Annotated in this window: 10 protein-coding genes; 3 read left to right on the top strand and 7 right to left on the bottom strand. The window is 64.3% G+C overall.

All coding sequences use genetic code 11. The features are described from left to right. Positions 1 to 32: 32 nt before the first annotated feature. Entirely contained in the window at positions 33 to 587 is a 555-nt protein-coding gene (locus tag CFB39_RS07415; RefSeq protein WP_089472609.1) for an alpha/beta hydrolase, read from the bottom strand. 177 nt (positions 588 to 764) lie between these two features. After that, positions 765 to 974: an ornithine acetyltransferase gene (locus CFB39_RS07410; RefSeq protein ID WP_011351716.1), complete on the bottom strand. Its 210-nt coding sequence runs from the start codon at positions 972 to 974 to the stop codon at positions 765 to 767. A gap of 243 nt (positions 975 to 1,217) precedes the next feature. On the opposite strand from CFB39_RS07410, the gene CFB39_RS07405 reads away from it, so the two are divergent. Next, the gene (locus CFB39_RS07405; protein WP_089439826.1) at positions 1,218 to 2,927 is read left to right on the top strand and encodes a glutamine--tRNA ligase/YqeY domain fusion protein; all 1,710 of its coding nucleotides are present in this window, start codon (positions 1,218 to 1,220) and stop codon (positions 2,925 to 2,927) included. A 412-nt stretch (positions 2,928 to 3,339) separates the two neighbouring features. Here the strand turns inward: CFB39_RS07405 and CFB39_RS07400 are convergent, their stop codons facing one another. Further along, positions 3,340 to 4,761 carry an amidase gene (locus CFB39_RS07400; protein ID WP_089472608.1) on the bottom strand — a complete coding sequence of 474 codons (1,422 nt, stop codon included), beginning with the start codon at positions 4,759 to 4,761 and terminating at the stop codon, positions 3,340 to 3,342. Between the two features lie 86 nt (positions 4,762 to 4,847). Continuing rightward, the gene (locus CFB39_RS07395) at positions 4,848 to 5,966 is read right to left on the bottom strand and encodes a porin (protein ID WP_089472607.1); all 1,119 of its coding nucleotides are present in this window, start codon (positions 5,964 to 5,966) and stop codon (positions 4,848 to 4,850) included. A gap of 521 nt (positions 5,967 to 6,487) precedes the next feature. Between CFB39_RS07395 and CFB39_RS07390 the strand changes: the two genes are divergently transcribed. Further along, positions 6,488 to 7,204 carry a TetR/AcrR family transcriptional regulator gene (locus CFB39_RS07390; RefSeq protein ID WP_089472606.1) on the top strand — a complete coding sequence of 239 codons (717 nt, stop codon included), beginning with the start codon at positions 6,488 to 6,490 and terminating at the stop codon, positions 7,202 to 7,204. A gap of 206 nt (positions 7,205 to 7,410) precedes the next feature. Here CFB39_RS07390 and CFB39_RS07385 read toward each other — a convergent pair whose 3' ends face one another. The 3 genes from CFB39_RS07385 to CFB39_RS07375 form a co-directional block, all read right to left on the bottom strand. Further along, the gene (locus CFB39_RS07385; RefSeq protein WP_089472605.1) at positions 7,411 to 7,881 is read right to left on the bottom strand and encodes an NUDIX hydrolase; all 471 of its coding nucleotides are present in this window, start codon (positions 7,879 to 7,881) and stop codon (positions 7,411 to 7,413) included. Between the two features lie 11 nt (positions 7,882 to 7,892). Beyond that, on the bottom strand, positions 7,893 to 8,279 hold the full coding sequence (locus CFB39_RS07380; RefSeq protein ID WP_089425147.1) for a hypothetical protein: 387 nt from the start codon (positions 8,277 to 8,279) through the stop codon (positions 7,893 to 7,895). Between the two features lie 124 nt (positions 8,280 to 8,403). Then, positions 8,404 to 9,759: a cytochrome-c peroxidase gene (locus CFB39_RS07375; protein ID WP_089472604.1), complete on the bottom strand. Its 1,356-nt coding sequence runs from the start codon at positions 9,757 to 9,759 to the stop codon at positions 8,404 to 8,406. A gap of 221 nt (positions 9,760 to 9,980) precedes the next feature. Between CFB39_RS07375 and CFB39_RS07370 the strand changes: the two genes are divergently transcribed. Next, complete coding sequence (locus tag CFB39_RS07370) at positions 9,981 to 11,567, top strand: acid phosphatase (protein ID WP_174975609.1); 1,587 nt, start codon at positions 9,981 to 9,983, stop codon at positions 11,565 to 11,567. The last annotated feature ends 37 nt before the right edge of the window (positions 11,568 to 11,604 follow it).

Here is an 11,604-nt window from a genome sequence, read left to right as displayed (position 1 = left end):
CCGCGCGATCAATCGAGCGGTGAATCGATCTTTCAATCGCGACGGGCGAGCGCGTCGAGCCAGCCGCGCGCCTCGGGCCAGTCGCCGAGCCCGCTGTCCGCGTTGATGTGGCCGCGCGGGCCGATGTCGTGGAAGGCGCTGCCCCATGCATTCGCGCAGTGTCGGGCGAACGCGAGCGAGCCATACGGATCGTCGCTGCTGGCGACGACGCAGGTCGGAAACGGCAGCCGTTCATACGGCACGGGCCCGAAGCCGTACGCGTCGGCCGGAAACGCGGGACCGTCGGGATCGGGCAACGCGACGAGCAGCGCGCCGTGCACTTTGGCGAGCGCGGCCGGGCGCGCATAGCGCGTCGCCCACCACGCGGTGGTGAGCGTACCGAGGCTGTGGCCGGCAATCAGCACGGGCCCGCGCGCGGCCTCAACCGCGCGATCGAGCGCGAGACACCAGCCGTTGCGGAACGCGCGGTCCCAGTCGGGCATCGCGACGCGCGAGAAACGTGCATCGGCACGCTCCCAGCGGCTCTGCCAGTGAAGCGGGCCCGAATTGGCGTAGCCCGGCAGGACGAGAACGGGGAATCGGCTCATGGAAAGTGCGTCGACGAGTGAAATCGTTATATGGCGTCGGCGCAGTGTCGCACACCCGTTCCTCCCTGATGCTGCCTGTCTGATACCGGAAGGATGTGCGTGGGGTCGGGACGCGTCGAGCGCAGCGTCGCGACCGACGTCGAGCCGCCGTGCAGGCGGCTCGCGTCATGTCATCGGTCAGCGTACGTTCGCGCCGACGATGCCGCCAGCCGCGGCGCCGGCGACCGTGCCGAGCGGGCCGCCCGTGACCAGGTAGCCGAGCGCGCCGCCCGCGGCTGCGCCGATACCGGCATTGCGCTGCGTATGCGTCATGGCGCACGCGCCGAGTTGCGACAGGGCCGCGACGATCACGGCGGTACGAACGATAAACGTGGTCTTCTTCATCATGATTTTTTTGTCCTCCCGCCGCGCGGCATCCCGAACGGCGGCATTGATTTGGTGAAGCCATCATAGGCAACGCCAAACGGCACGGGCAATCCGATTTACGTCGTGTTACAGCCGACACAATATCGAGATAATCGGTCGAAACCCGCCCCCGTCATGCCGCAAGCCGCGCGGGACGGACCCCGGTCAGGTAGAATCACGGGATTAAACCGGCGCGACGCGCCGACACAACCTGACGCCATCCGCATGAGCACCGAACGCAACGACGCCCCCGCGGCTTCCAATTTCATCCGCAACATCATCGACGACGACAACCGCACCGGCAAATGGGGCGGACGTGTCGAGACGCGCTTTCCGCCCGAGCCGAACGGCTATCTGCACATCGGCCATGCCAAGAGCATCTGCCTGAACTTCAGCGTCGCGCGCGACTACGGTGGCGTGTGCCACCTGCGCTTCGACGATACGAACCCGGAAAAGGAAAGCGTCGAGTACGTCGACTCGATCGTCGACGCGGTGCGCTGGCTCGGTTTCGACTGGCGCAAGGACGCGGTCGATCACCAGTACTTCGCGAGCGACTACTACGACAAGCTGTACGAGTTCGCCGAGCTGCTGATCCAGCGCGGCAAGGCCTATGTCGACAGCCAGAGCGCCGATGAAATGCGCGCGAACCGCGGCTCGCTGACGGAAGGCGGCAAGCCGTCGCCGTTCCGCGATCGCACGCCGGCAGAAAACCTCGACCTGTTCCGCCGCATGAAGGCCGGCGAGTTCAAGGAAGGCGAGCACGTGCTGCGCGCGAAGATCGACATGGCTTCGCCGAACATGAACATGCGCGACCCGGTGATCTACCGGATCCGCTACGCGCATCACTACCGTACCGGCGACGCATGGTGCGTGTATCCGATGTACGACTACACGCACTGCATCTCGGATGCGCTCGAAGGCATCACGCATTCGCTGTGCACGCTCGAATTCGAGGATCACCGCCCGCTGTACGACTGGGTGCTGAACGAACTCGCGGAAGCCGGCAAGTTCACGCGCCCGCTGCCGCAACAGATCGAATTCTCGCGACTGAACCTCACGTACGCGATCACCAGCAAGCGCAAGCTGCTGCAGCTCGTGACCGAAGGCCACGTCGACGGCTGGGACGACCCGCGGATGCCGACGATCGTCGGCGTGCGCCGCCGCGGCTTCACGCCGGAGAGCATCCACCTGTTCTGCGAGCGGATCGGCGTGACGAAGATCGACTCGTGGATCGACATGAGCATCTTCGAAGGCGCGCTGCGCGACGACCTCGACGACAAGGCGGCGCGTACCGTCGCCGTGCTCGATCCGCTGAAGCTCGTGATCGACAACTACCCGGAAGACCTCGAGGAAGCGTGCACGGCGCCCGTGCACCCGCACCACCCGGATCGCGGCGTGCGCACGTTCCCGATCTCGCGCGAGCTGTGGATCGAGCGCGAGGACTTCGTCGAGAACCCGCCGAAGGGCTATTTCCGCCTGTTCCCGGGCAACAAGGTGCGCCTGCGCTACGGCTACGTGATCGAATGCACGGGCTTCGACAAGGACGCCGACGGCAACGTGACGGCCGTGCACTGCAACTACTTCCCGGACAGCAAGTCGGGCACCGAAGGCGCGAACACGTACAAGGTCAAGGGCAACATCCACTGGGTCAGCGCGAAGCATGCGCAGCCGGCCGAAGTGCGGATCTATGACCGCCTGTTCAAGGAGCCGCATCCGGACGCGGGCGGCGCGAACTTCCTCGAGGCGCTGAATCCCGACTCGAAGAAGATCGTGCAGGCATACATCGAACCGGGCAATGACGACATCGCACCGGAGACGCGCCTGCAGTTCGAGCGTCACGGCTACTTCGTCGCCGATCGGGTCGATTCGAAGCCGGGCAAGCCGGTGTTCAACCGGATCGTCGGGCTGCGCGACAGCTGGGGCAAGCCGGCTTGACGGCTTGAGTCGACCGCACGACCAAGAAACGGCATCCGGGCTCATGCCGTTCAGTTATCGCGCCTGTTGAGAAACAGGACGGTACGACGAGAAGAGCGAGCCTTGACGATCCGGTCGCATTTGCGGCCGGATCGTTTTCACATCGGCCATGGATCTCAAGCGCTCGCACAAGCGTTGCAAACAGGCGAGCACCGTGGCAAATGCGGGCGCGGCGGCGCCCCACATCATCTCGCACTGACCAACGTGGAACGCCCGCCCGAGCCTCCCTGCACTCGGGCAGCGCTGGACACTTCCAGCGTGCCCGGGCGGTGACGCGCATGCACACGACAGCATTCCCGTCAGTACCGACCACGACCTCCCCGCGAGTATTGGATCTGGCCGGAATCTCGCCTGCACCGACTGCCGTCATGCCTCACGCACATAAGGACGGCCGCCGGTTCGCCCACGGTCTCGCGGCCTCCAGCTCATAGGCGAGTTCGAACAGGGTCCGTTCATCACCGACACGGGACGCGAATTGAACGCCAATCGGCAAACCCGTCGTGCTCCAGTGAAGCGGGACACTCATGGCCGGGGCGCCAAAGGCATTCTGGATCTCGGTGTAGACCGCGAAACGACTCGCGCGCTCGAGGACCGTCTCGAATGGCAACGCACCGTGTATCGTGCCAATCCGAACAGGCGGCTGGGCAAGCACTGGTGAGACGATGACATCGAAACGATTGAACCATGCGTCATAGGACGATGCCGCTGCCTTCAGTCTGGCCTTCGCATTCTCCAGTTCGTCGGCGGGCAGTCTTTGGGCATGAACGGCCATTCCCAGCGTGAATGGCTCAAGGAAAAACCGGTTGGGCCCGAAGCCCCACAACGCCTTGCGAGCCAGTTCGACGGCTTCCGCAGCGGAGTTCGTGAAGAGCGTCACAAAATCCCTGAACGCAATGGTGCCGTCGAAAGGAAGTGACGTCGACTCCACGTGATGCCCAAGCCCTTCCAGCAGGCGAAGCGTGCTCTCTATGGACGACACAACCTCCCGGTCCGGTGCCTGACCGTCGGCTATGCTGTTCATGAAGTAACCGACACGCAAGCGTCGCGCGGACGGGCCGACAACCGCACCGACAGGCGGTAGCGCCGCCGATGCGCCAGTGCGCTCCATCGCTGCAAACAGACCCGCGGAGTCCCGTACCGTGCGCGATACGCAGTGTTGAGCGGTCAGGTCGAATCCCGCTGCCTGCGCCTGATCCCCGATCAAACGACCAAACGACGGTTTCAGTCCGAACAGGCCGCAGCATGCCGCCGGAATACGGATCGAGCCGCCACCGTCGGCTGCATCGGCCATCGGAACGACCCCGGCAGCAACGGCCGCGGCAGCGCCTCCCGACGATCCTCCGGGTGTGCGATCCACGTCCCAGGGGTTCCGTGTCGGCCCGCAAGCCAACGATTCGGTGGTCGGCAAATAGCCGAACTCGCTCATCGACGAGCGTCCAATGATCACCAGGCCCGCGGCCTCATAAGCGTCCACCTGCGGGCTGTTCTTCCGGGCGACCGGTGTCAACCAGGTCAGCCGCGAGCCCCAGCGGGTTTTACTCCCCTTCATGTCGTACATGTCCTTGAGCAGGAACGGCACGCCTGCAAAGGGTCCGGTGAGGGTGCCTGCTCTGGCGCGCTGACGCGCACGCTCGTATAGCGGCTTCGCCATGAAGTTGAGTTGAGGCTGAACGGCTTGTGCGCGCACGATGGCTGCGTCCACCGCTTCCAGCGCACTGATTTCGCCGCGCCGGATCAGGTTCGCCAGTTCCGTGGCGTCTACCGACGCCAAGTCGTCGCTGTATTGGGTATTCATGCTTTCCTTGCCAATCGAAGGTCGAATCTGATTGATCCGTCCGGGCCTCACCAAACAAGGAGATCCGCCCGGCTTGTCAGCAGTCCTCAGAACGCGTGCGTCATGCCCACGGTGAGGCTCATCCGGGTATCGCTGCCGTTGGCAACCGGATTCCCTGGCGCAAGTTCACCGGATTCCGCCGACGACCCCCAGTAGCCCGCATATGAACCGGTCCATCGATTGAAGTTGATGCCGCCGGCCAGGAAGGTCCGCTTCGACACCGCGTAGTTGAGTACCGAATACGCCGTCTGGAGTTTTCCGTTTCCAGGCATACCCAGCACGGAGCCCCCTGTCACAACGGCCTGCATGTAGGCGTTCTTCCAAGTCAGCACCGGGGTCACTGACCAACTGACACCTGCCTCGAAGAAATTCACTTTCTGATCGACGGGCGAGCCGGCAATCAAGCCGCTGTTATTGATTCCCGTGAATCCGGCATCACGTGCGACGTGCATGTACGATCCAGACAGCGTGACCTTGCTGAACGTATACGCCGCGGCAACGGAGAGGACATCATTCGTCTTGCCCGTATTTTGCTTGGTGGTCTGATACGCACCCAGCAACGCGAGCGGCCCTGTTTCGTACCCCAACGTACCTGCCAGCGTATGCCCACCCAAAGTGGCTTCCGTTTGTCCGCCAAAAGCGTACATCGCACCCAGCGTGATGCCATTCGTTACTGCCCGATAGCGGATCGCGTTGTCGAATCGCGTACCAGAGTAAACCACCGGCCAGATGTCTTCGGTCGTGATCCCTCCTCCGTGCACCGGATCGGCAAGCGCCAGCGGTTCAGCCGCGCTGCCGTATGTGTTCAGGCGCCCCATGTCGACGCGACCGTACCGGGTCGTCAGGCCGACACTGGCTTCGCTGCCAAACAAACCTTGAGTAAAGCCTGCCGTCGGGAGGGAACCGTTGTTGATATTGAAGTTATTCTCCAGCTTGAAATGCGCGCTCGTGCCCTCGCCGAGTTCCTCATTGCCCGTGAGGCCCCAGAAGTTCGCTGCGCCGATGGTTCCGGGCTGCATCGAGAACGCATGGTCGCCTGCAGGGTTGGCGTGGGTCGCGTAGTTGATGGCGGCTGACACCGTACCGTACAGGGTGACACTGGTTTGCGCATGCACGGCGGTCGATACAGCACCGACGAGCGTAACCGGCAGCAAATATTTTTTCATTCGAACGCCTCGAAATTCGTTGAACAACCATCGCTGGAATGGGAAGAATCAATCAGGTCACCCATTGCCCGCCCTTCCTCGATCGGGCAACCCTGCTCTTACATAAAATCAACAGGAGAACTAAGCGCAACACTCCTAACCCGGGCAGTTCAGCGTCGGCCCCGGTTGCCACCTCATATCCGTCGTGCTCGGGCGCCAATCACACCGCCGCATAGGCAACGCGACACATTGGTCATCGACGCGATGACTCGCGATTCAAGAGACGCTAATCTGAATGTGATTCAGATTTATGAAAACTACGGCGCCAAATGTGTTCCGTCAACGAGGTTTACCCTCTGGTGACGATGAGCGGGTCTTCGCCCATGGACCAAAATTGATGCTTTCGTCGAGGCCAGCTGCTCAGCCGGGCCGTCGCGGCGAGCGCCTTCCGGTATGATCGAGACCATGGGGTGATCAGGCACAGTGATCGGCAGGGGTTTCCCCCATTTGAAAACGTGATTTATATTTATTTATGATCATCCATGCGCCGAACCACTCCCGAATATCCCGACAATCAGGACCCGTTCGAACTCCCGGCGACGGGCAAGGCAAGACGCCAGCCCCAGCAGGCGCGAAGCCGGGCGATGATGGCTCGTGTGATCGAAAGTGCAAGCCAGCTTGTGGTTGAGCGGAATCCGGAAGAAGTCACGACGAGTCTCATCGCGGAGCGGGCCGGTGTGTCAGCGGCCTGGATCTATCAATACTTCGAAAGTCGCGAGCAGATTTTCGACGTGATCGTGCTTGACGCAACCCGGCGAGTGTTCGAACTCACCCGGCAAAGCGTAATGGGCGCAGTCGAGCGCCCGCTGCGTGAAATCGTGCAATCGTCGCTCGAAGCGAGCTTCCATTTTTGTGCCCGCGAACCGGCGTTCAGGAAGCTCTATATGAACCACTGGTACAGCAAGCACGTCTTGCACGAGCACGAACTGACCGACCTGGCTCAAGCCAGGTGGCTGTATGCCGAGATGACCCAACGAGGGCTTCTCTGCCCCGGAGAGTCGACACAATGCGCCATCGAACTCGCCGTCGTCCTGAGCAACCGGGGGCTTGAGCAGGCGTTCAAGACCGACCCGCGCGGAAACGCGATGGTCATCCACCAACTGGTTGATGCAGTGATCGGAATACTAGACCGTTACCGTGTTTCGCCGGACGCGAATTCGGCATCCTCGCCATCGAGCCCGGCAGCCGGCAAGAGGTAAGTATCGACTGCACCGCGACCCGATGCAAAATCGGACGCGGAATAACAGCACAAAAACAGGCCGGGCGAGCAAGTCGATGGGGACAAGGTAGTCAAGCCACCCCACCCTCAGAAAATGCCGTTCAATTGCTTAACTGAACGGCATGACGGCCTTCGGGCCGATTCTTGTCGGGCGCTTCGACGCGCGCGAACCCTGCGCCCCCGCACTTATGCGAACGGCAACCGCCCGTGCAAATCCGCCAGCGACAGCTTCGTGCGAAACAGCCGCGCGAGGCTGCGGCTCGCATACGCGTCGATGTCGGCGGGCACGGTCCAGCGATACGCATCCATCTCGGGAATCATCGAGCCGTCGCGACGGCTCGGAAACAGCGACGTGCACGTACAGTGCGCGAGATCGACTTCGTCGTCGGCCACGCGCACCGCGAACAGGTGCAAATCCTTGTCGTGCCGGTACGCGAAGCGGCCAAGATCGAGCAGCCGCTCGGCGCCGATCACGATGCCGGTTTCCTCGAGCAGTTCACGCAGCGCCGCGTCGGCCGGCGTCTCGCCCGGCTCGCCCTGCCCTTTCGGGATGTCCCAGTGCGTGGTGTCCGTTGCGTGCGCGAGGAACACGCGGCCGGCCGCATCGAGGATCACGACGCCGCACGACACCGTGCGCGGCGCGGCGCCCCGCTTCATCACGCGCGTGCTCAGCGCTTCTGCAACTGCCACTTGCCCGCGGCCGTCTTGCAGTAGACGGGCTTGAGCGTCATCGTCTGGCCCTTCGCGGTGATTTCGGTCGCGATTTCGCGGCAGGTCTTGCCGTCCGTCTCGGTCGTGCTCGGCGTGAGCTTCGCATCGATCTGCGTGCCGCGGCCGCTGCTCTGCCACGTCGTGGTTTCGCCGTCCTTGCCTTCGTCGCGCACCTGCACGACCGCCTTCGACAGCGACGCGCGGTCGGTCTTGCTGAAATAGCTGATCGGCGTGTCGTTCAGGAAGTTCAGGTTGTTCTGTGCATGGGCGGGCAGCATCGCGGCTGCGCACGCGGCGCCGGCCAGCACGCGCGTGACGACGGAAAGGGATGCACGCATCGACATGTTTTTTCTCCTTGGATGTTCGATCGAACGGCGTGGTGCATGCCGGCGAACCGGGGGCCGGCCATCCGGTACGCACCACGCCCGTCAGCGAGCGAGCATAGCATGCGTGCTGTAATGAATGCCTCTACGGCTTGGCCGGTGCGGCCGTTTGCTGATATCCGTCAGTCAGCGTGCCGAGGAACGCGATCACGTCCTTGATCTCGGCCGCGTTCAGCGCCGGCTGGTCGCCGCGCTTGCGGTCGAACGGCGGCTCGCGGTTGATGTTCGGCCAGTAGCGCTTCGGCAAATCGTCGTAGATCTGCACCTTGCCGTGCACGACCGGATAGAACTTCTCCGGGTGGATGTCGCGTTCGACGTAGAAGCGCATCACGTCCTCGAGCGAGTGATACACGCCGTTGTGGAAGAACGTCTTGCGCAGCGCGACGTTGCGCAGCGACGGCGTGCGGAACAACCCGCAGAATTCGTCGCGCCCCTTCAGGTCGGTGCGCTCGGGGCCGCAGGCGCCGAGATCGTAGAAGCGCGGGTCGCGATTGACGGGCAGCGCGCGGTTGCGCGGCACCGCGACCGCGATCAGCCCGAAATCGCTGAACTGCGGCGGGCCGCCTTCGAGCGTGCGCTGGCTCACGTGGCAACTCGCGCAGTTGCCCTTCTTCTCGTCGTTGAACAGCTGCAGCCCGCGCAACTCCGCGGGCGTGAGCTGCGCGTGGCCGGCCAGATACGCGTCGTACTTGCTCGTGTACGGATCGAACAGCGCCGGCTGTTGCTGGAACGCGTCGAGCGCGCGCAGCACCGCGTCGAAGGTCGCCTGGTCGTTGCCGAGCACCTGAGCGCCGAACGCCTTGCGGAACGCGTCCGCATAAGGGGCGGCGCGGACCGCCTGCGCGACCCTCGCCGGCGAGCTGCTCATCTCGAATGGCGACGTGAGCGGAATGCGCGCCTGCGCATCGCGCGTATCGACGCGGCCGTCCCAGGTCAGGCCGCCGGTCGGACCCGCGTCGATGCTTTCGTCACCTTCGTCCGGCGAATCGTGGAAGTGCTCGCTGAACGGCGGGATGCCGCGCAGGTACTTCAGCGACGGCACCGCGCGAAAGCCCGTGCGATGCATGTCGTCGCCGCCGAGCTGCACCGACAGCGCGTTCGGCGGCCCGAACGCATGCTCGGCGCTATGGCACGACGCGCAGGCGAGCTTGCCGGAGCCCGACAGCGACGGATCGAAGAACAGCTGCTTGCCGAGCGCCGTCATCTGCTTGACGCCCTCGAATACCTGCGCGCGCGTCTGCGGCTGGCTGGCCGGCGCGACCGCGGGAGCGGGAGCGGCCGGGGCCGCTTGCGCCGCCGGCACGACGGACGCGGCCGGCGTAGTCGCGCCGGGCCGCGCATCGCAGCCGGCGAGCGCCGCGAGCCCGGCGGCCAGCGCCAGCGCGGCCGCGGCAGGGGTCAACGATCGCGCGAACGCGAGGGGTTTCAGAAGGCTGTGCATCGTCGTTCTTCTTGTAGCGGTGGGCAATCGGCCGGAGCTTATGTCAGTTCCATGACCGTTGCATGACGTTCCACCGACAGTCAATTGAAAGCGGCCCTACACCCGCCTGTCAAATCGGTTCCAGATAATGCGCGCAACCGGTCGGTGCCTCGCAGTGCCCGCACCGGCCGTACATCAACCCGGTTCCCACACGCGACAAACGACGAAAGAGAGAACATCGCATGAAGAAGCACGCCTGGATTCGCTATACGCCGATCGCCCTCGCGGCCGCGCTCAGCCTGACCGCCTGCGGCGGCGACGATGTCACGCAGCAAGGCCTGTCGGCCGTCAAGAACGTGGTCGTGATCTACGCGGAAAACCGCAGCTTCGACAACCTGTATGGCAACTTCCCCGGCGCGAACGGCCTGCAGAACGCCACGGCCGCGAACTCGGTGCAAAAGGATCGCGACGGCTCGACGATGGCGACGCTGCCGAAGATCTGGGGCGGCCTGACCGCGACCGGCATCACGCCGGCGGTGACCGAGGCGATGACGGCGAACCTGCCGAACACGCCGTTCGCGATCGACGATCCGAAAGGCTTCAACCAGTCGATGAGCATCGCGACGCGCGACATCGTGCATCGCTTCTACCAGGACCAGATGCAGATCAACGGCGGCAAGAACGACATGTATGCCGCGTGGACCGATGCGGGCGGCCTGACGATGGGCCACTACACCGCCGATCCGTCGAAGCTGCCGCTGTGGAAGGTCGCTCAGCAGTACGTGCTGGCCGACAACTTCTTCATGGGTGCGTTCGGCGGCTCGTTCCTGAACCACCAGTACCTGATCTGCGCGTGCGCGCCGTTCTATGCGAACGCCGACAAGAGCCCCGCGGCCGGCAAGATCGCAGTCCTGAACGCCGACGGCAAGTCGCTGAAGGTCGCCGCGAACTCGCCGGCCTCCGCGCTGAGCGGGCCGCCGAAGTTCGTCAACGACGGCGCGCTGACGCCTGACTTCTACGGCATCAACACGATGCAGCCGGCGTACCAGCCGAGCGGCAACAAGGCGGCCACGGGCGGCGACCCGCTGCTCGCCGACCCGGCCAACCCGTCGACGATGCCGCCGCAGACGGCGACCAACATCGGCGACCTGATGACCAACGCGGGCGTGTCGTGGGCATGGTACGGCGGCGCGTGGGGCCAGGCGCTGCAGGCGAGCCAGAACGGCACGTCGAACGTGATCTACGGTGCCGATCTGTCGACGCCGAACTTCCAGCCGCACCACCAGCCGTTCAACTACTTCGCGAACCAGGCGCCGGGCACCGCGAGCCGCGCGCAGCACCTGCTCGACGGCGGCGCGAACGGTGCCGAGTTCATCAAGGCGATCGACGCGGGCACGCTGCCGCAGGTCGCGTTCTACAAGCCGCAAGGCAACCTGAACGAGCACCCGGGCTACACCGACGTCACCTCCGGCGACCAGCACATCGCCGACGTGATCGCGCACCTGCAGGCAAGCCCGCAGTGGAAGAACATGGTCGTGGTCGTCACGTACGACGAAAACGGCGGCTTCTGGGATCATGCCGCGCCGCCGAATGCCGACCGCTGGGGCCCGGGCACCCGCATTCCGGCGCTGATCGTGTCGCCGTACGCGAAGAAGGGCTTCGTGGACCACACGCAGTACGACACGGGTTCGATCCTGCGCTTCATCACGCGCCGCTTCTCGCTGCCGCGCCTCGCGGGCCTGCAACAGCGCGACGACGCGCTGAAGGCCAACGGCGGGCAGCCGATGGGCGACCTGACGAACGCGCTGCAACTGTCGCCGAACCTGTAACGGCCTGGCGGCTCTGCAATGAACCGGCCGGCGCGAT

It is taken from the genome of Burkholderia sp. AU6039, assembly GCF_002223365.1.
Taxonomy (GTDB): domain Bacteria; phylum Pseudomonadota; class Gammaproteobacteria; order Burkholderiales; family Burkholderiaceae; genus Burkholderia.
Note: the sequence above shows the minus strand (reverse complement) of the source record. Positions and strands in the feature narration are given on the sequence as shown.

Coding starts and splice junctions, on each gene's coding strand:
- CFB39_RS07415 (WP_089472609.1), bottom strand. CDS start 587: ATGAGCCGATTCCCCGTTCTCGTCCTGCCGGGCTACGCCAATTCGGGC.
- CFB39_RS07410 (WP_011351716.1), bottom strand. CDS start 974: ATGATGAAGAAGACCACGTTTATCGTTCGTACCGCCGTGATCGTCGCG.
- CFB39_RS07405 (WP_089439826.1), top strand. CDS start 1,218: ATGAGCACCGAACGCAACGACGCCCCCGCGGCTTCCAATTTCATCCGC.
- CFB39_RS07400 (WP_089472608.1), bottom strand. CDS start 4,761: ATGAATACCCAATACAGCGACGACTTGGCGTCGGTAGACGCCACGGAA.
- CFB39_RS07395 (WP_089472607.1), bottom strand. CDS start 5,966: ATGAAAAAATATTTGCTGCCGGTTACGCTCGTCGGTGCTGTATCGACC.
- CFB39_RS07390 (WP_089472606.1), top strand. CDS start 6,488: ATGCGCCGAACCACTCCCGAATATCCCGACAATCAGGACCCGTTCGAA.
- CFB39_RS07385 (WP_089472605.1), bottom strand. CDS start 7,881: ATGAAGCGGGGCGCCGCGCCGCGCACGGTGTCGTGCGGCGTCGTGATC.
- CFB39_RS07380 (WP_089425147.1), bottom strand. CDS start 8,279: ATGTCGATGCGTGCATCCCTTTCCGTCGTCACGCGCGTGCTGGCCGGC.
- CFB39_RS07375 (WP_089472604.1), bottom strand. CDS start 9,759: ATGCACAGCCTTCTGAAACCCCTCGCGTTCGCGCGATCGTTGACCCCT.
- CFB39_RS07370 (WP_174975609.1), top strand. CDS start 9,981: ATGAAGAAGCACGCCTGGATTCGCTATACGCCGATCGCCCTCGCGGCC.